The following is a 20,665-nucleotide window of genomic DNA, read 5'->3' on the forward strand; positions in this document are numbered from 1 at the left end:
TTCCATAGTTTATAGACTTATCAAAAAAATGCCAAAAACATAAAAGCCGAGCTTTCGCTCAGCTTCAATTATTTATTGGTTAGTTACGGCGTCCGCCGCGCCCGCCACGTTTACCTTCTGTATTACGTTTCAATGAAGTTAAACGATCATCACTATCTTTTAAAAATGAGGTCATTAATGAATCAAAATCTTGACTTGAATTCATAGGTTGCGCTCTTGTAAATTGTTTTTTAGGTGCTGGACGTGCTCCACGGTCACGACTTGCTTGATGTCCATTGTTCTCACGACGTTGATATTCACGTTTTGGTTCCGCAGCTTGTTCTTGCGCTTTACGAATAGACAAGCCTACTTTACCGTCATCACCGACTGAGGTAACTTTTACCGTCACTTCATCCCCTACGGTCAATACATCATGGATATCTTTTACAAACCCATTTGATACTTCACTAATGTGAACCAACCCTGTTTTTCCTTCACCTAGATCGATGAAGGCACCAAAATTCGTGATGCCAGACACTTTTCCTGGCAACTTCGCTCCTACTTCAATTGACATAAAAAAAATGTTCCTCCTATTATTTACCCTATTATATCTGCAGTTATTCGCCTGATTGTTTTTCAGATGAATGAGACTGTGATTGACTATCTGATGATTTTTGTTCATTACTAGAGCTAGTCGTTCCGCCTAACTCTGGAATGTTGTAGATTTGTTCGCCTTCTTTAGAAACATAATAACGGCTGCGGGCCAACTTCGCCACGTAATCGTCATCTCTTAAAAGAGCAACATCTTGTTCTAAACGATTTAACTTCTTATCTGCTTCTGCCGACTCAGCTACAGCTTCAGCTTGCTGTGTTTTAAAAGCACTCAGTTGCTGATAGTCTTTCACTAGCTGGATACCTGAAACGATAAAAATCACAAACGCTACGAGAAAAACAACTGCCAGACGGCGGCGCCTGAAAATCAACTGCTTTTGCTGTTTTTGAAATTCGGCATACTGTTCTTTTGTATACTCATTATCTAATGCAGCAACTTTCTCCATGTCTTTTTTCTTTTTTCCCATGTCTTACGCTCCACTCGTTTTTGGTTTGTCTGTCTTATTATACCAACATCTAAGAAGCTTGTCTAATCTAAATTATCACTATTTTCGACTCTTTTCTCTGAAACAATCTGATACATCTTTTCTGCATCTTCTTTTTTCGTCGAATCACGAAGTTCAAGTACTTCGATTTCTAAGATTTTATTACCAAATTGGATCTTCACTTGGTCACCGATTTTTACGTTACTTGATGATTTCGCCAAGATACCATTGATTTGAATCCGACCCTTATCCGCAACTTCTTTGGCTACAGGTCTTCTTTTAATAATACGTGAAACTTTTAAAAATTTGTCTAAACGCATAAACCTTACCTCTTCATTCTTAGTATTTTCGCTCCAAACGGTAATGTCAACCATTCCCGAATTGTAAATAACTGTATTTTAATAATAATAAAAATAAATGTTGCCCCGCCAATTAAAACACCTATTATTGCAATGATCATCGCTTGTCCACGATGCTCGATAGCTCCTAATAAAATTGCAATACCGCCTTGATAACAGAGTAACACAAATCCCATCGTTCCTAAACTAATCGTTAATTTTCTAAAGAAATGATTTTCTACAATAAAACGATTGATCTCTTTTTTTGAAAAAAGTATCAGTAAAAATAAGGTGGCCACTAAGCCTGCGATTGTTGAAACACTTGCACCCATTGTTCCAAAAGTATAGGTCAAAGAGCTTGTTAAGAACAGCTTGACCAATAAACCGATCCCAGCCGAAAATATCGACGTGAAAAATTGATTCCGGCTTTGTAAAATACTCTGGTAGGCTTGAATTACTGCCATAAAAGCAATCGAACAAACGTATACACCTAGAACACCATTCCCCTTATAATCTTTAAATAAAGCAAAGTTTATATACGGCAATAACAGTGTTAGACCTATCGAAGCGGCTGCAGCAATGGTTGTTGTCAAGCGTAAAAATATTTTAGCCGCTTGCAAGAACCGCCCCTTTTCTTGGCTCATGAAATATTTTGTCAGCGCTGGTAAAAAACTTGAACTTAACGCTAATGCAACAACTAAGCCTAATTGAACGAGAGGCTGACCGCGATCATAGACCCCTTTATCGATTTTAGCAGCAGAATCACTAATTCCTGATGCAACCAAGGAATTTTTAACCAGAAAAGAATCAATTAATTGAAAGAAAATCAGAAAAGCACTATATAAAGATACGATCCCACCTTCTATCATTAAACGTCCAAATAACTTTCTGGAACCTTTTTCAACTTTCCATTGCGTCAGATAAGCTGAACTTCCTACACGAATTTTTCGATCGTAATACCAAAGGATTCCTGCAGCAACAAGACCACCTAACAAAGCTCCGCCCATTGCAATCGTCCCCGTCTGATAAACAGACCAGCCAAAGCGGCTAAAAGAGTAGGCTGCAACCAAAATCACACCCACTCTGACAATTTGCTCCATCACTTGGGAAACAGCACTTGGAACCATCAATAGGTGTCCTTGAAAATTCCCTCTATAAAATGACAAGATCGGCACTAATAAGAATGTAAAAGAAACAACTTGAATCAAAGAGGCTAATCGATAATCTCCCATCATAAAGGCAATTTCATGACTCCCCAAAAAGAAAAACGCCCAACATAAAACAGCAATCATAAAGACAAAGGGAAAGAGTTTTTGTAAAACTTTTTTCTGTTCACTAATGTCTGGTTGTTCTGCTACGACTTTCGAAATAAACTGAGGCAGCCCCGACAATGCTAAGGTCATGGCAATACCATAAATTGGATAAACCTGTTGGTAAACATAGAACCCTTCATCACCAACTAAGTTTTGAAAAGGCACCCGGTAAACCGCACTCAGCACTTTGGCAATAAACGATGCAATAGTTAGAATAGCTGCACCTTGCATCATTGACCGCATTTCCTTATGTGCCATTCGTTGACCTCCTATTTTAAAAGCTGAATGAGCTCGTTCAGCTCTGACAGAAAATAGGAAAATAGGACCGAGGTGTTCTTTACCTCATTCATATTTTATCTTTTTTCCGAAGAGCTAGCTCATGAAGCTAGATAAGTTTAAAAGCGTAACGAGCTCGTTTAACCTCGACTGAAAAATAGGAAAAATCGATTGAGGTGCTTTTTACCTCACTCTATTTTTATCTTTTTTCCGAGAGGTTAGCTCGTGAAGCTAGATAAGTTTAAAATCTGAATAAACCCGTCTTTTTTATTCTGTCTCAACAGCCGTAGTTTTATATTTTTCTTGTCTCAATGCTGTGGTAAACAACGCTACTTCCTGCAACCAAGCAGCTTCTTTCATATCTTTAGGCACTTTTAAACGAACGGACATTTTTTCATTATCGACAGCGAGATCCGCTTTTAATTGAGTCTGAGATAGCGCCTCAAATATCTGTTCGACATTATAGGTCTTCGTACCTATTTTACTTAAAGTAAAGGTAATTTCCTGCTTTCTCTTACGAATTGTTTCAACTAGGGCACGGTCACCATCCATTTTGATTTGACCTGTCGTTAATAAATGAGCCACTTCATCTGGGTATTCTCCAAATCGATCAAGCAGATCTGCTTCTAGTTCATCATACATATCCATATTTTCTAACTGACGAATTCGTTTATAAATCTCAATTTTTTGACGCTCATCTGAAATATAACTCGTTGGTAAATAAGCATCGATACCCAAGTCGATCTCAACAGATGTTTTTTGGTCTTGGATATTTTTCCCTTGTTTGCGGGCAACTGCTTCTGAAAGCATTTGTGAGTACATATCAAAACCGACAGAGTCGATAAAGCCATGTTGTTGCGCGCCTAATAGATTTCCAGCACCACGAATGGATAAATCACGCATCGCAATTTTAAATCCAGAACCTAGTTCCGTGAAATCTTTGATTGCTTCTAAACGCTTTTCGCTGACTTCATTTAAAATTTTCTGTTGCTCATACATGAAATAAGCATATGCGACACGGTTACTCCGACCAACCCGGCCACGTAATTGATACAATGTAGATAAGCCCATATAATCAGCATTTTCTACAAAAAGGGTATTGGCATTGGGAATATCAACACCTGTCTCAATGATCGTTGTTGTAACTAAAACATCGTATTGCCGTTCAATAAAGTCAAATAAGGTATTTTCTAATTGAACTTCAGTCATCTGGCCATGCGCGTATGCAATTCTGGCATCCGGAACCAGCGCTTGAATTTCTTCAACTTTTTGCTCGATCGTGTCAACTCGATTATAAAGATAAAAAACTTGCCCATCGCGAGCCATTTCCCTTTCGATTGCTTCTCTGATTGCACCTGGATTATTTTCCATGACATACGTTTGGATAGGATAACGATTTTCTGGCGGTGTTTCAATGACTGAAAGATCACGTACGCCAAGCATCGACATATGCAATGTTCTAGGGATCGGCGTTGCAGTCAGTGTTAAAACGTCTACTTGTGCTCGTAATTGTTTCAAACGCTCTTTGTGTTTTACACCAAAACGTTGTTCTTCATCAATTACCAACAACCCAAGATCACTAAAATTCACATCTTGAGAAAGCAAACGGTGGGTTCCAACTACGATATCCACTTGTCCATGTTTGATTTTTTCGATTGTTTCACTTTGTTGCTTTTTCGTTCTAAAACGACTCAACAAGCCTACTTCGACAGGAAACCCTTCAAATCGGTCCAACATAGTCTCGTAATGTTGCTGTGCTAAAATCGTTGTCGGAACTAAAAAAGCCACTTGTTTATTATTGTTGATTGCTTTGAATGCAGCACGTAACGCTACTTCTGTTTTTCCGTAGCCCACATCACCGACCAGCAATCGATCCATTGGTCGTGTTTTTTCCATATCATGTTTGATTTCAGCAGTGCTACGCAACTGATCATCTGTTTCACTATAAGGAAAGGCATCTTCAAATTCTTTTTGGTAAGCATCGTCCGGCGGAAAAGCATAGCCTTTTTCAGATTCTCTTGAGGCGTAAAGTTGGATCAAATCGTCTGCGATATCTTCGATTTTAGAAGACACTTTACGCTTAGTTTTGCTCCATTCACTACCGCCTAATTTGTTAACTTTAGGCGATTTTGCTTCAGACGCTACGAACTTCTGGATCAGGTTGAGTTGCGTGACTGGAATAAATAGCTTATCATCATTTTGATATAAAATCGTGATGTAATCTTGGTGAACGCCATCAACTTCTAGTGTTTGCATCCCAATATACTTACCGATACCGTGATTCGCATGAACGACATAATCCCCATTTTTTAGATCACTATAACTTTTTAAGCGTTCTGCATTTGAAACGGTTTGGCGGCGTGCTCTTTTTTTCGTTGTGGTATGGAAAATTTCTTTTTCCGTGATGGCTACGATTTTTTCTACAGGTAATTCAAACCCGGATTGCAACGAACCTTCAACGATTTGAATTTTTCCTTCTATTAATTTATCAGCAGAAACGGTCACACTTGAAATATCAAAATCACGAAACAGCTCTTCGACTTTTTGACTACGTTCTTTCGTTGGTACAAAAACCACAACAGTTTGATCTTGTTTTTGCCAGCGATCCATTTCCGTTTTTAGTAACGGCATTTGACCGAAAAACTGTTGCATCGAACGATACTGAAAATTATGAACTGCTTGAAAACGTAGATTGCCCATTCCTTTTTGGAATAATGAAAAGAACGTTGTCGAAAAGGTCATTTTCCTTACTTGCTCATGAAACTCCAAGCCAAATGTTTGCTCTGGGAAAACACGCATTTCTTCTAATTTAAGCACTTGCCACTCATTTTCCTCACGAATAATTTCACGTTCGGCTTCTAAAATCCGCGCATAATCATCCACAAAGACTAAACTTTCTTCTCCGATATAATCCAGCAACGTTGTTTTTGTTTCATATAAAAGATCTGTATAGTAATGCGCTGTGTCTGTAGGAATCCCTTGACTCCACGAGGTCGCTAACTGACCAAAGTAATCCTGAAGAAAGTCTTTTTCAGCAGTATCTTTAGCAATCGCTACTCTTTTTTCTAACGCTTTGCTCAATTCTTTTTCACCATGAATCAAGTCTTCTTTTGAAAAGACAAGATCAGTCATTGGTGAAAGCATCACAGATTCAATTGCTTCTACAGAGCGTTGGGTATCTGCTTCAAAATAACGTAGAGAATCAATTTCAATATCGAATAACTCTGCTCTGACTGGATATTCATAATTTAACGGATAGACATCGACAATACTGCCCCGAATACTAAAATCACCAGGCTTGCCAACTAAAGATTGGCGCTCATAGCCCATCAAAACTAGTTGCTGTGCCAATGTATCCAGTTCAATTTCTCCGCCAATTTCCCAGTAAAGCTGTGCTTGTTTCCACGTTTGTTTACTTGGCAAATATTTTCTTAGACCTGCTACAGGAACAACGATGATCCCCGCTTGATCTGTTAAAAGAAAATTAAGTGCCGCAACTCTTTCTGCTCTAGCTTCTGGTGAAGAAAAAGCCATTTCAGCAGACAATACTTCATCTACAGGAAATATATACACTTCTTCATCTGATAAAATATTACGAAAATCTTCAACTAGCTGGTTTCCATAATAAAGGTTTGGAACAGCTACAACGATTTTTTTGTTTTTTTCTTTGTAGCCACTCGTCATGACCAATGTTTTAGCAGAGCCGGCTAAACCTGTAATCAGTTGGCGCGTATTTCCTGTTAGTTGCTTTTGCCACTCTCGGGCTAGTTCACTTGCACCAATTCGTTCAATGATGTTCAAAACGGGCTCCTCCTTCTACACGTTCTATTTTGCTTATTTTCCATTAAATTGATTCATCGTATCAACAAACGTATGTCCTTCACATGCATAAATCGCGGCATCAACTGCGCTTTTCACTGCTAATAAAATCTCCTCATGTTTTTCTTTAGGAAAACCAGTCAATACATGATGGACAACTGTGTTACTGCCAATAGGACGACCAATGCCAATCTTGATTCTTGGAAACACATTTGTTCCTAAATGCGAAATCAAACTCTTAATACCATTATGGCCACCAGCACTACCTTTTCCACGTAAACGGATCTTACCTATTTCCAAATCTAGATCATCATAAATAACGATCAAGTCCTCATCTTCTACACCATAATAGGTCATTAAAGGACCTACTGAACGGCCAGACTCATTCATAAACGTAAGTGGTTTGACCAACATAATTTTTTCTGTTCCTATAAAAAATTCAGCAATATCTGCTTCAAATTGACTTCTATTAAAGGTTGCATTGTATCGGTGAGCGATTTCATCTACAGTAATAAACCCGATATTATGTTTTGTTTCTTGATATTTACTTCCAGGATTACCTAATCCGACGATCATTTTCATCTATTTATATTCTCCTTAAAGAGGTGCTCTTTTACCACCATTTATTCATTCTCCAACACAAAATATCTGGGCAGGAGAATCCCTTGCCCAGTTTTTTATAATTATACCATAAAACAAACGATTGCCGACTCATTTAAATTCTTAAAAAAGCCATAAGCTTGATTTAATTCTTTAAAGATAAAAAAATTCAGTAAAATCGCAAATAGTGAAATACCGCACATGAAAGAGTTTTCTTATGAAACACCCCTGAAAACTGTATTAATTTATATAAACAAAAAACGTGACAAACCTCACAAACGGTGGTATTATCATTGTGATAAAACAATTATCTGAAAGGAATGATACACATGACTGCAGCAGTTGGGAACAAAGACCACCAAAAAGTAATTTTAGTTGGAGATGGCGCTGTCGGATCTAGTTATGCTTTTGCCTTAGTCACTCAAAATATTGCTCAAGAAGTTGGTATTATTGATATAGATACAAAGAAAACCGAAGGAGATGCGGCTGATTTATCTCATGCATTAGCATTTACTTCTCCTAAAAAGATTTATGCGGCCACTTATGACGATTGTCATGATGCTGATCTTGTCGTATTGACGGCCGGAGCTGCACAAAAACCTGGTGAAACAAGAATCGATTTAGTTCATAAAAACTTAAAGATCAACAAACAAATCGTCACTGCCATCGTTGATTCTGGCTTTAACGGCATTTTCTTAGTCGCTGCTAACCCAGTTGATATTTTAACTTATTCTACATGGAAATTCTCAGGATTTCCAAAAGAACGCGTTATCGGTTCTGGGACATCTCTTGACTCAGCTCGTTTCCGTCAAGCAATCGCTGAATTAGTTGATGTAGATGCTCGTAATGTCCATGCTTATATCTTAGGCGAACACGGAGATACCGAATTTCCAGTTTGGTCTCATGCCAACGTTGCCGGCTTACAAATTTATGAATGGGTCAAAAACAACCCAGATGTAGATGAGGAAGCAATGGTCAACTTATTCTTCAATGTAAGAGATGCTGCTTATTCAATCATCGAGAAAAAAGGTGCGACATTCTACGGAATCGCTGCTGCCTTAGCTCGAATTACAAAAGCAATTTTAGACGATGAAGATTCTGTCTTCCCACTATCTGTTTATTTAGATGGCGAGTATGGACAAAATGATATTTACATCGGCGCACCTGCTGTAATCAATCGTCAAGGAATCAAACAAGTCATTGAAATTCCATTGACAGATTCTGAAATGGATCGCATGAATGCTTCTGCTAACGCACTGAAGGAAGTCATTAAATCTGCTTTTGAGAAATTTGAAGCAGAAGATAATTAAAAAAAGACAGTTGAAAAGCTTTATCAGAAGTCATTTTGATTTCTGATAAAGCTTTTTTATGGATCTATTTTATTTTCTCTACTTATCTTGGTAAATACTCTAACATGATTTGTTTTTTCTTTGCACACTTTAAACCAAAAATAAATGGCGAGAAAAAAGCCGGCTTCTACCATTAGCCTTTATACAAAATTTCTTTTTGTGCTAATGCTTCTTTGATACGGTTAAGGGTGTCTTCATTTTCACAACGAATCATATGCAAATGAATTCCACCGGTCAACTCAGATAATAACGAAGCCTTGCTTTTTTCATAGGCTTTAACAAACTCTTTCACTTCTTTTTCCGTGTGAATATGCAGGCCTCCTGTTAATTCACCATAAATCGGATGTTCGACCACCACATCTAGCACTTCGCCACCTAGAGAAACGATTGTTAGTAGTTCGTCTTCGGTTTGCTCCGGCATATGCTGGCAAGCTATTTTTCGGACAACGCCTTGTTTGTCTTTTTCAGACTCAAGCAAATAGCCTCTAGCTGTTGCGATAATTTCATAACCTGCGGCCCTTAACAGTGCTACATCTCCAACCACGATTTGGCGGCTGACTTTGAATTTTTTTGCAAAACGACTGGCACTCATTGGTTTATCTGCTGATTCTAATTCGAGTAAAATTGCTTCTCGTCTTTTAATACCATCCATCCAATTTCCTCCTGTTGTCTCTTAATCCATTTGCTTTTGCTGGAATCGTTTCGAAGCATCCATGATCCCTTGATACGTTTCTTTGATTGTTTCTTTGTATTGATCGTTCTCAATATATGTGTCGATTTTTGCTAGAACTTCTTGCTCTCTTGAAATATCTAATATTGGCTGTTCTGATGTTTTTTTGATTGTAGCGATTGCTTCAACTACATCCATGCGCTCTTCTAATAAAGCAACAATTTGTTTGTCTAGCGCATTGATTTTATCGCGCTGAATCGTGAGTGGTGACCGTTTTTCATCTAGTTCTATTTCCTTGATGATTTTCGCAGGATTTCCGCCGATCACACAATTGTCCGGAAATGATTTTGTGACAACCGAACCTGCTGCTACCACGACATTATTTCCTAAAGTCACACCCGGCGTGATTACAACACCACCACCCAGCCAAACATTATCACCGATGGTAATAGGCTTACCGTATTCCAAACCGCTATTTCGTTTAACGGGATGTAACGGATGCGTTGCTGCATATAATTGAGCGTTTGGTCCGAACATACAGTTATCACCGATCGTAATCGGACATATATCTAGAAAAATACTGTTAAAATTAGCATAGAAATTTTTCCCTACATGAATATTAAATCCGTAATCAAAGCTAATCGACGGTTCAATGTAACTACCTGTTCCTACTGTTCCGAATGTTTCTTCTACTAATTGACGGCGAATTTGACTATCTTCTTCTTTGTTGATCAACTTCATTTGTTCTCTCGCAAATTTGCGGGCTGTGGCGAGTTCTGGGTCACCTGCAAAATAAAGTTCGCCATCGATCATCTTTTGTCGTTCTGATTTGATTTCTTCCATAAAAAAACTCCTCTATAAAATATTTTCAAAGACCTTCACTGCATCTTGTTTAAAAAAGTAAGCCTCTCTATTTAATTGAACCGCAGTTTGGTTGATCACTAAGATTTTTGCGGTATCTGTTGCATAATGAATCAAGTCACAAAATGGATGTACTTGGAAAGTAGTGCCTACAATAACGATCAGTTCCGCTTTAGCAACGGCTTCAATCGATACCGCAATCGCTTGTTCGTCTAAACCTTCTTCATACAATACGATATTTGGACGGATTTGACCACCGCATTGATCATGACGATCAGATAGTAAATACGTCTTCGCTAAAACTTTTTGTCCACACTTTCTGCAATAGCAATCATACAAATCCCCATGAAAATTAACTAAGCGTTGTGTTCCTGCTGCTGCATGAAGCCCGTCTATATTTTGTGAAATGACCCATGTGTCTTTTATTTTTTCCAATTCTGCCATTTTCAAATGGATACTATTCGGTTTTGCCTGTGGATGATATAAAGTTTGCACAAATGAATAAAATTTCTCTGGTTCTTCAAGCATACAAGAATGACTTAGCAAATATTCTGGGCGTTCGATGCCATGATATATTCCAGACAGCGAGCGATAATCAGGCACACCTGAAGCGGTCGAAACGCCAGCGCCAGTTAAGAATGTGATCTTTCCGGCTTGCTCAATCAGGCTTACGGCTTTTTTCTCATCAATCGTTTGCATATTTTCATCTCCCATTAGGTCCATTATAGCGTATATGAGGAGCAGAGAGAAAAAATATTCGCATCAAATAAAAAAGAAATACTTTATTCTACTCAATTGAAATGCTACTTACAAACGGCCAAAAACAAGTGAGAAGCTTTTAAGAATGTTAGGTTTTTCACTGTCTTTTCATGACAAACAAAAGAGAACGTGATAGAATACTTAATGTATAAAAGTGAGGTGAAACTTCGTGGTAGCATTTATTATTTATTGGGCAGCTATTTTGGTCTGCATCGCTTGGGGCGTATTAAGTTTATGGTTTTCGATCTATTATCTTTCACGTAAAGAAAACGGAAATCTATGGGCGTTCGCATTCTTGAATGTTCTTGCAGCTATTGTTTTAGCAATTGTTTTAGTTATTTACAAAACGTGGGATTTTGATATTTCAACATACTCTAGCTTGATTTACACAATTTTAGCTTCATATGGTGTCTTAACCGTCTTACAAGCTATTTTAGGCCGCGAACCTAAAGAAGCTGCTAAAGCTTAATTTTAATATCAAAAAGCACTGAAGAGATGTTCTTTTCAGCGCTTTTTCTTTATTATTTTTTCAATTGTTTGATTGCATTCTGTATTTCCTCAAGCACTTCTGTTTCTGGCTCTACTTCCAACAACTCAGTTAAAACATCGATCCATTTTTCTGCTTCTTTATTTCCTAATTTACCGATCGCCCAAGCAGCTGTTCCTCTGATTACAGGACGAACATCCTCTTTTGCACAAACTAAAATTTCTGGCAGTGCACTACGGTCACCCAAATTCGCTAATGCAATCAATGCATTTCTTTGCAATGGTTTTTTTCCCCGCCAAGAACCCGACAAATGTCCGAATTGCGTTTTAAATTCTTTGTTTGACATACTCAACATCGGCTTTAGCTTAGGGTAAACAGTATCCACCTCAGGTTCCATTTCTTTATGAAAATGAAAATCTTTTCCTCTGTTATAAGGACAGACCAACTGACAAATATCACAGCCATAGATTACGTTATGCATTTTTCTCCGGTATTCTTCTGGCATCATATCTTTGGTTTGTGTTTGATAGGATAAACATTTTTTAGCATTCATACTGCCATTACCTAAAAGTGCTTGCGTAGGACAAGCCGTAACGCAACGAGTACAATCTCCACAACCAAAAGGTACAGGTTCATCTACTTCAAAATCGATGTTGGTTACGATTTCTCCTAAATAAACAAACGAACCAAACTCTTCTGTGATCAACAAGCCGTTTCTTCCGATAAACCCTAATCCTGCACGTTGGGCAACTGCTACATCAACCAATTCTCCAGTATCAACTTGAGGGGCAAAACGCCATTCACCAGTTTCCTCTAAGCTTTGGGCTTGTGAGTGAATAAAATCGATCAATTTTGATAATCGATCGCGTAAAACATCATGATAATCGATTCCCCATGAAGCTCTGGCAAACATCCCGCGTTTTTCATCTCTCGGTACTTTCCCTTCGATTTTCGTTGGATAGGCCAATGCAATAGAAATAATCGTTTTAGGATTTTCAAATGTTTTTTCAGGATAAATCCGTTCTTCGATCACTTGATGCTCAAAACCTGAGTTATAACCAAGCTCTCTTTGTTCTTTCAACGAATCCTCTAAATCATAAAACGGTTCAGCTGAAGCAAAACCTATCTTATCGATTCCTAAACGTTTACTTTCTTCTATAATTTTTTGTTTTAATGTCATCTGTATACTCCTTATTTTAAAAGCTGAATAAACTTGTTCAGCTTCGTCTTAAAATAGCCGCTTCGCTTTCCAATAATTCATTTTATTATAATCTACCTATTAAAAACTTGTCATCTTTTTGCTTTCAACTCTAAAATAACGATTTTTTATTATAAAAATATTAAAAAATGTCATTTTTCCAATAAAAACAAACGTTTTTTAACAAAAATATTCATTTTTTTAAAATATAATTGAAATTTATTCACATTTTTATGATAAAATGATTTGTGATAATATTCTTTTATCATCATCACACACTTTATTATGAACCACGGAGGGACTACATATGAAAAATCAAACCATCGTACCACTACATAAGAAAACAACGATCCACGCAGTCATGTTACTTGCTCTATTAGCACCGACTATTCTATCTTCATCCTTTGTTTTTGCCGAAGATAATACGCTCGCAACTGAGCAAACGACTCCTTCTCAAACACAAGAAAGCACCGAAATGTCAGAAACAACACTTGAATCTTCTAGCTCGCTTGAAAGTTCTGTCCCACAAGAGAGTACAGCAATAAGTACTTCAACTGAAAATGAAACACCGATTTCAACGACAGATACCACTACTGAAGATGCACCTGCCGCTATGATTGCTCCGAGAGCTGATACTATTACTATTGCAGATCCGATTTTAAAACAAACGATTTTATCGACGCTAGGCTTACCTGCTGATAGCGAGTTGACACAAGCAGACATGGATCGTCTAACGAATCTTTCTCTTAATTCTGCTCAAATCAGCTCTCTTTCAGGATTAGAGCATGCAACAAATCTAAATTCTATTTATATGAATACAACAAATAATATAACTGATTTTAGTCCGTTAGAGCAACTAACTTCTTTAACCTATGTTACGCTTCAAACAAAAAGTTTAACCAGTACTAACTTTCCTGATTTAAGTAAAAATATTGGCATTACAAATCTGAGTTTAGGTTCAACAAGTATCGATGACACAATCTTACCTAAAATTGCTCAATTAACATCCTTAACAAGGATTTACATGGATTCAAATATGAACATTACGACCATTGCACCTTTTAAAGCTCTTCCTAATCTAAAATCACTTTCTGTCCAGTTTTGCGGAATCACAGATTTCACAGTAATCAAAGAGTTCCCTGTTCTTAACGATCTAGCCGCATTTGGACAAAATACAGGACGAAATGATCTACCCACTACAATCGGTCGTTCTTCCCTAGAGTATGATTTTGACCAAGAAACGTTATTCATACCGTTTTCAATGATGCCAAACAGGCTGACAAACTTTGATGGTTATGTTCCACCATTTACAACATCGAATTCTGCCAGCAATACCTATCTTGATTTTAACGGGACACAATTACCTGCAAGTCGTTTACAAATCACAGATCAAGGAATCACGATTGCCGGCGTAACAGAGGATGAATTTGCAAATCTCTCTACCTTTGAATATAATGCTCGTTTAAATAATCCGGCTGGATCATACGCTCAACCACCAGGCTTTGCTTTTTATGCTATATCATCAGGGACTTATTTGCACCAATTCAATGTCCTTAATGACGGCGAACCCGTGACGATTCACTATCAAGATACTGATGGTAATAAATTACTACCTACCGAAACTCGTTCAGGTTTAGTTGGGCAAGCTTTCAATATCACGGCTCCAGACATTCCCGATTATGAGCTAACACAACTGCCTAATAATGCATCTGGCAACTTCACTGATCAAGAACAAACTGTAACATTTGTGTACAAAACGAAATCTGTACCGATCATTGAAATTAAAGGTAAAGTGACTGCTTATTATGTTGATACAAACGACAAGGTGATTAAAAAGGTACCGCAAACTGATACAATTGGAAAACCCTTTACAACAGAGCAACTCGAATTCAAAGGCTACACGTTTAAAGAAGTCAAAGGCAAAACAACAGGTACATTTGCTGAAGAAGATCAAGAAGTAACTTATATTTATACCGAAGATGAAGATAAAACAGATCCTACTACATCTACTGATTCTTCTGAAACGACCAATTCGACTACTTCTAGTACTGAAAAAACAACAAATAATACAGGAACAAAAGATTCTGCTGATCAAGTAACTAATTCTTCTAGCAATAACAGCCAAACACCAAAAACAGGCACGAGTTCAAATGCTTCCGCTAAAAAGAAACTTCCTGATACTGGTGAACAATCAAACTATGCTTGGTTAGTCCTCGGTCTTGTTATTATTGGATTCGTTAACTATCAGTATGTATTAAAAAAAGTAAAACAAGAAAAATAAACGCTTTGTAATCAAAAACGCAAGAGTAGACGAAAGTGATAAAACGCTTTTGCTTTGCTCTTGTGTTTTTTGATTGTTCTGATGAACTTAAAGATGCTTTCAACTATTCTTACCTTTCCGGCACTCCGTTAAACGGACCACTGACAACAACTTTTCCTCTCATATGCCCGCCTTCGATATCTGCTGTGGCTTTTTTTAAATTAGCTGCATTGATTCCACTTGAATATGTTTTTCCCACAGTCGCTACTATTTTCCCAGTTTCTGCAAGATGACTGATTACGGCGAGTGCTTCTCCTTGGGTTTCGATTCGATAATCGAAATCAGTTTTCGCAAACATATACTCCCAATCAAAGCTAACAGACTTATTTTTCAGGTAGCTGATATCTAGTTTTTCATCCAAACCAACGATCGTCCCGATATGCCCAAAGGGATTGATCAGATCCGCTACTGTATCAAAATACGGCATAATATTGAATAAAACCGCAGCATAGTCAACTGTGTGCGTACCTGTTTTTGCTAAGTCATGTTTAAGATCATGATGGTAATCAAGAGGATGATCTACGCCGATTGTTTTTAACCAATCAAAGTTTGCTTGACTAGCTGTAGCAAAAACGGTCATCCCTGTCCAATGAGCAAGTTGATTTAAAATTGATCCTACGCCGCCTGCTCCATTGATCACTAAAATTGTTTTCCCTTGATTGGCATTTTTTTTGGGAATCAAACCGAATTTTTCAAACAATAATTCATAGGCTGTCAATGATGTTAAAGGTAAAGAGACTGCTTCTTCATCGCTTAAATTGCTAGGCGCTAAAGCTGCGATTTCCTCGTTTACTAATTGAAATTCTTGATTGCTACCTGCACGTTTTGTTGTCCCTGCATAAAAAACACGGTCACCTATAGTAAACTTTTTAACGTTTTTCCCCACAGAAACGACTTCTCCGACTCCATCAAATCCTAAAACGTTTAATTGATTTTGCTTTCTTGTCGTTTGTCTTAATTTTGTATCTACGGGGTTTACGGAAACAGCTTTGACTTTTACAAGAATATCTTGCGGACCAGGAATCGGAATTTGCTTATATCCGTCTATAAAACTAGCTTCATTTTTAATAGGGAGTCCTTCAAAAAAACCGACTACCTTCATTCGTTTATTTTCATCCATTTGTTTTTGCCTCCTGTTACTTTTTTAATGATTAGTATGAACCCATTCTTTTAAGATTGACATTTATTTGTCTTGTAGAATCCATTCTTCCCTATAAATATAATTCCATAAGGGGAAATTTCAGTCTTATCGATTTTATCATTATCTTAAGAAACTCTTATGACATCTTGCACTGGACTACTGTTATCTATACAATAAAATAAATACATACGTTATCTAACTTTGCTGATTGGTTTGCAACCAGTCCATTCAGCTTTTAAAATAAGGAGAATACACAATATGATCGAATCAGCTCACAGAAAAATCACTTTGCTCATTGATGAAATGGAAAAAGTGATCTTAGGAAAACGCAAAGTCCTCCAACTAACTGTTACCGCTTTCTTAGCAGGCGGACATGTTTTATTTGAAGATATTCCTGGTGTTGGTAAAACAATGATGGTAAAAACTTTGGCCAAAGCCACTCATGGGAAATTTAACAGAATTCAATTTACACCAGATCTACTTCCTAGTGATATTTTAGGTGTCTCTATCTATAATACAACTGCTCAAATGTTTGAGTTTCATCGTGGGCCAGTATTTACAACAGTCTTATTAGCAGATGAAATTAATCGGACCACACCTAGAACTCAAGCTGCTTTATTAGAAGCCTTATCTGAAAACCATGTCACGATCGACAATCAAACTTATTCATTAGATGAACACTTTTTTGTCTTGGCTACGCAAAATCCACTAGAATATGAAGGAACTTATCCTTTGCCAGAAGCTCAACTGGATCGTTTTTTATTTAAACTTCATATCGGCTATCCTGAATTTTCAGATGAACTAAACTTGATATTGAATCAAACAGGCCACGAATTGAATACAGTACAACAAGTCTTAGACGCCTCTGAAATCACTCAATTAAAAAGAATTGTTGAAGATATTTATGTTGATTCAGCAGTTGCTAAATATGCGTTGCAATTGGTTCACGCGACTCGTAATCATGGTGGAATTGCTCTTGGCATCAGTCCACGCGGATCGGTTGCTTTTATTCGAGCAGCTAAAGCTTTCGCTTTGACTGAAGGAAGAAATTATGTCACACCTGGTGATCTACAGCAGATTTTACCAGCAACATTTGGTCATCGGTTATTATTAAAAGACGGACATACGGCATCGTTCGAACAGCTACAAGAAATTTTTGGTCAAATTCTCAGACGAGTGCCTGTTCCGGTCAGGAAATAGTGATGAAACGATACATGATCACTAACCTTATAAGAACTCTAGGTATTTCTATTTTTTATGTTGCTGTTTTTATGTATACGATCATTTTTAATACTTCAACAGGTTGGCTATTCTTCTTCTTTTTGACATTTTTATTGTTATTCGATTTTCTCACAATGATTCCATCCTTAAGAAAAATCCAGATTCGATTAATCGAAAGCATAATTTATGAAGCAAACCGCCCGAATAACATCAAACTGGAAATGTTTCGTTATCGTCCAACTTTACTGAGACTGCCCATGCTGATGATTAATCTCAAAAATAATTCATTTGTCAAAAAACAATACGTAACACTTTATTCAGGGCAGAAAAAGGAACTGACGTTTGAATGGACTCCTACACAAAGAGGAATTTTTCACCAGCTCTCATTTGTACTAACTGGTTCTGATTTGTTTCGACTGTTCTCTAAACAGTCGGAACTAGCATTATCAGGACCAATTGTAATCATGCCCACACTACAATTGGATTTGGCGGAACAGATTTACCAACAATTACTGAAATCTATGCCGAATTTCATTTTTCCTTTAGGGAATCAGACATTCTCGATTCGTAATTTCCGTAAATATCAGGTAGGAGATTCGTTAAATTCTGTCGACTGGAAGCAATCTGGTAAAAGAAATGAGTTGATCATTAAAGAATATGAGCACGAAGCAGAAGCAGAGACACATTTCGTATTTTATGGTTTGTCTCATAAAAACTTTGAAGAGCTTCTTTCCATTTACTATTCATTTATCCGTTTGGTTGAAACTAAACGGACTTTGCAGCAAACGATTCTTGCTGAGATTCCCGATTCTACGCCAAAGGAATATACACTAGCAACGGCATCTCCCTTGGCAAAAGAATGTCGTTTACCCGCTTTTTCAAATAAAAAATTAGTGGTTTTTGCTCCAAGTAAAACCACTCAACTGTCTGAACAACTAAATGATTTAAAGAAGAGAAACGACATCTATCTGATCACATTTCTTGATGGAGCGCTATGTCTACAGCGGGAAGATCAAGTCAGTGCTATCCATAAAGGAGGTCCTATTCTTGAGAAGTAGAATAAAAGAAAAATGGCCCTTTGCACTTCTAAGCTTTTTTATACTAACAACGGCTAGTCTGCCTTTTTTAAAAGTCTATGATTTGGCCCCAGCGAATACATTGTTTTTTATTGGTATGCTCGCATTCGTTTGTTTTATGAACTTGCTCATCAAGAATCAACTGATTCTTTTTCCGTTTTATATTCTTAGTTACTTATTTACGCTCTATTATTATTTTCCATTGGGTAAGCTGTTTGGTTTTACTTGGTTTGGCAGTTTTTTACAGAAAATGCTACATACCTATCCGAAAATGCTTAGTGGTGAAACCAATTATCTACCTGATTTTTTTGCTTTGTCTATTATTTTATTTTTGTTGCTTCTATTAAGTGTTCTTTTTATTCGTTACGAACGTTGGACACTCGGTTGTTTGTTGCTTATTGGTTACTTGCTTATGTTGTCAGTTTTTAATCATTTAAATTTAGGTGTTCAGGTAATTTTGATCACAATTTTTGCTATTCTTTTTTATGGATTGAAACAGTCTTCACTAGCTTTAGCTGGAAAAGAAAAAAGGAGATTGTTCCTATTAAGTGGGTTTGTTTTGTTTTTGATTGCAGGAGGTTCTTATTTTTTCCCTATTGTATTTCCTCAATCGCAGAATTTTTTAATTACTCAGACCGCAAGCATTCGTAGTTATATGAATCGTCAAGGGATTTATCGGCAAATTGAAGGCTACGGCTCGAATGGTCCTTCCAAAGCTGGTTTTAGTGATAACGATGACCAATTAGGTGGACCCATGTCAGATGATCAACTGATTCTTTTTACAGCGAAACAAACAAGCGAACATTATTGGCGTGTAGAGACAAAGAATTATTTTACTGGAAAGGGCTGGAAAAATACGTCAGAAGCTGTTTCTGTTTCTAATGAGCCACTACTGACCATTTCAACAAATCCAGAATATCAGGATACAACGGATATCGAAACTACGATTACGTTATCATTCAACTATCAAAAAGAATATTTACCTTATCCTTATGGACGTGTCTCAGTGCCACTTAGCGAGATTGGGCAAACAGAGCAACTCAAAGATAAACAGCGCATCAATCTTTTGGCTGCACCAGATACTATCAAGCTTGCGTGGCAAAAACCTAGTTTTACACCAGAAGTCCTAAAACAGGTTCCTTATCAATTTTCTCAAGATGTGCAAATGACACAAGTCCCTATGACTACCCCAAAACGTATTCGGGAATTAGCTCTTTCATTAACGGAAAATCAGGAAACCCTTTACGGTAAGGTCAAAACAATCGAACACTATCTAAAAGAAGAGGGCGATTATCGCTACTCAAAAACGGATACTCCTTTTACTCCACAAAATGAAGATTACGTTGATTATTTTCTTTTTGAGTCGAAGGTTGGCTATTGTGATAATTTCTCCAGTTCAATGATCATTTTACTTCGTTCGATCGGTATTTCTAGTCGTTGGGCAAAAGGATTTGCTCCTGGTGAAATTCTGAGTAGCAGCAACTCCGAGTATCAAGAATATACCATTAGAAATAGCGATGCTCACTCTTGGCCGGAAGTTTATTTCGAAGGGTATGGTTGGATTCCATTTGAACCGACGCCTAGTTTTACGAATAATGTTAGTCAGCCTACAGTTACTAGCAACACTACGCCCGAAAGCACAACTACAAACAGCAGTGCTGAAACAAGTACTCCTACTGAAACAAACGAAACAACAGAAATTACGTCCAACAGTACAGAAAGCTCAACTAAAGAACATGCACAGGACTCTGCATTGACTAAATGGGTGCCAGTTTTACGTAATATCGTACTGGTTTTACTGATCGTTTTACTTGGGATCTGCAGTTTCTTTTTGAAAAAATACTTTTTCTTACTGCGTTTTGGCCTGTATCTTAAAGTATATCCTCACAAGTTTAGCAATGCTTATACTATACTACTACGCAAAGCAGAACATATTTTGTCTCGCCAAGCCGATGAACCCTTAATTATTTATGCGAAACGATTTGAGCGTACGTATTCGCAGCTTCACGGTAGTTTTATTCAGCTGACGGAATTGTATGAGCAAACTTTGTATGGTGGTGTAAAACCTAAAGTAGCTGATTATGCTGGATTATTGAGGCATACGGCACGATTATTGACAGATTTGAAGAAGGAACGTTAAAAAAACAATCAATGTCTAAAA

At 37.3% G+C, this 20,665-nt stretch carries 17 protein-coding genes; 6 read left to right on the plus strand and 11 right to left on the minus strand.

Translation table 11 applies throughout. The features are described from left to right. Nucleotides 1–79: 79 nt before the first annotated feature. From IGL98_RS15010 to pth, 6 genes are all read right to left on the minus strand, one after another. Nucleotides 80–553 (minus strand): S1 domain-containing RNA-binding protein, encoded by a 474-nt coding sequence (locus IGL98_RS15010; protein ID WP_206846722.1) that lies wholly within the window; start codon nt 551–553, stop codon nt 80–82. Between the two features lie 43 nt (nt 554–596). Then, a complete protein-coding gene (locus IGL98_RS15015; RefSeq protein ID WP_206846721.1) occupies nt 597–1,058 on the minus strand; it encodes an FtsB family cell division protein in 462 nt (153 codons plus the stop codon). Between the two features lie 62 nt (nt 1,059–1,120). Next, nucleotides 1,121–1,396, minus strand: coding sequence for an RNA-binding S4 domain-containing protein (locus IGL98_RS15020; protein WP_069647547.1), 276 nt, complete (start codon nt 1,394–1,396; stop codon nt 1,121–1,123). 5 nt (nt 1,397–1,401) lie between these two features. Beyond that, nucleotides 1,402–2,985, minus strand: a complete 1,584-nt coding sequence (locus IGL98_RS15025) for a putative polysaccharide biosynthesis protein (RefSeq protein WP_206911379.1) — start codon at nt 2,983–2,985, stop codon at nt 1,402–1,404. A 285-nt stretch (nt 2,986–3,270) separates the two neighbouring features. Next, nucleotides 3,271–6,804, minus strand: coding sequence for a transcription-repair coupling factor (mfd, locus tag IGL98_RS15030; protein ID WP_206911378.1), 3,534 nt, complete (start codon nt 6,802–6,804; stop codon nt 3,271–3,273). 33 nt (nt 6,805–6,837) lie between these two features. Beyond that, on the minus strand, nt 6,838–7,404 hold the full coding sequence (gene pth / locus IGL98_RS15035; RefSeq protein WP_206846718.1) for an aminoacyl-tRNA hydrolase: 567 nt from the start codon (nt 7,402–7,404) through the stop codon (nt 6,838–6,840). A 347-nt stretch (nt 7,405–7,751) separates the two neighbouring features. Here pth and IGL98_RS15040 point away from each other — a divergent pair, with 347 nt between their 5' ends. After that, nucleotides 7,752–8,732, plus strand: coding sequence for an L-lactate dehydrogenase (locus IGL98_RS15040; RefSeq protein ID WP_206846716.1), 981 nt, complete (start codon nt 7,752–7,754; stop codon nt 8,730–8,732). A 172-nt stretch (nt 8,733–8,904) separates the two neighbouring features. On the opposite strand, the gene IGL98_RS15045 is transcribed toward IGL98_RS15040, so the two are convergent. Genes IGL98_RS15045 through IGL98_RS15055 form a run of 3 tightly spaced genes read right to left on the minus strand, consistent with a single transcriptional unit; the run spans nt 8,905 to nt 11,001 of the window. Beyond that, nucleotides 8,905–9,423: a transcription repressor NadR gene (locus IGL98_RS15045; RefSeq protein ID WP_206911377.1), complete on the minus strand. Its 519-nt coding sequence runs from the start codon at nt 9,421–9,423 to the stop codon at nt 8,905–8,907. Nucleotides 9,424–9,444: 21 nt separating this feature from the next. After that, on the minus strand, nt 9,445–10,284 hold the full coding sequence (locus IGL98_RS15050; RefSeq protein ID WP_206846713.1) for a chorismate mutase: 840 nt from the start codon (nt 10,282–10,284) through the stop codon (nt 9,445–9,447). Nucleotides 10,285–10,296: 12 nt separating this feature from the next. Continuing rightward, entirely contained in the window at nt 10,297–11,001 is a 705-nt protein-coding gene (locus IGL98_RS15055) for an NAD-dependent protein deacylase (protein WP_206846712.1), read from the minus strand. Nucleotides 11,002–11,230: 229 nt separating this feature from the next. On the opposite strand from IGL98_RS15055, the gene IGL98_RS15060 reads away from it, so the two are divergent. Then, complete coding sequence (locus IGL98_RS15060) at nt 11,231–11,530, plus strand: hypothetical protein (RefSeq protein WP_206846711.1); 300 nt, start codon at nt 11,231–11,233, stop codon at nt 11,528–11,530. A gap of 52 nt (nt 11,531–11,582) precedes the next feature. Here the strand turns inward: IGL98_RS15060 and queG are convergent, their stop codons facing one another. Further along, complete coding sequence (queG, locus tag IGL98_RS15065; RefSeq protein WP_206911376.1) at nt 11,583–12,728, minus strand: tRNA epoxyqueuosine(34) reductase QueG; 1,146 nt, start codon at nt 12,726–12,728, stop codon at nt 11,583–11,585. A 325-nt stretch (nt 12,729–13,053) separates the two neighbouring features. Between queG and IGL98_RS15070 the strand changes: the two genes are divergently transcribed. Then, a complete protein-coding gene (locus tag IGL98_RS15070; protein ID WP_206911375.1) occupies nt 13,054–15,027 on the plus strand; it encodes a MucBP domain-containing protein in 1,974 nt (657 codons plus the stop codon). A 109-nt stretch (nt 15,028–15,136) separates the two neighbouring features. Here IGL98_RS15070 and IGL98_RS15075 read toward each other — a convergent pair whose 3' ends face one another. Continuing rightward, the gene (locus IGL98_RS15075) at nt 15,137–16,186 is read right to left on the minus strand and encodes a zinc-binding alcohol dehydrogenase family protein (RefSeq protein WP_206846708.1); all 1,050 of its coding nucleotides are present in this window, start codon (nt 16,184–16,186) and stop codon (nt 15,137–15,139) included. 279 nt (nt 16,187–16,465) lie between these two features. On the opposite strand from IGL98_RS15075, the gene IGL98_RS15080 reads away from it, so the two are divergent. Genes IGL98_RS15080 through IGL98_RS15090 form a run of 3 tightly spaced genes read left to right on the plus strand, consistent with a single transcriptional unit; the run spans nt 16,466 to nt 20,644 of the window. Next, the gene (locus IGL98_RS15080; protein ID WP_206846706.1) at nt 16,466–17,407 is read left to right on the plus strand and encodes an AAA family ATPase; all 942 of its coding nucleotides are present in this window, start codon (nt 16,466–16,468) and stop codon (nt 17,405–17,407) included. Nucleotides 17,408–17,409: 2 nt separating this feature from the next. Next, nucleotides 17,410–18,486: a DUF58 domain-containing protein gene (locus tag IGL98_RS15085; protein WP_206846704.1), complete on the plus strand. Its 1,077-nt coding sequence runs from the start codon at nt 17,410–17,412 to the stop codon at nt 18,484–18,486. Then, on the plus strand, nt 18,476–20,644 hold the full coding sequence (locus IGL98_RS15090) for a DUF4129 domain-containing transglutaminase family protein (RefSeq protein WP_206911374.1): 2,169 nt from the start codon (nt 18,476–18,478) through the stop codon (nt 20,642–20,644). Before IGL98_RS15085 ends, IGL98_RS15090 begins: the two co-directional genes overlap by 11 nt. Nucleotides 20,645–20,665 lie beyond the last annotated feature (21 nt).

This window comes from Enterococcus sp. DIV0840, assembly GCF_050527835.1.
Taxonomy (GTDB): Bacteria; Bacillota; Bacilli; order Lactobacillales; family Enterococcaceae; genus Enterococcus_L; species Enterococcus_L ureasiticus.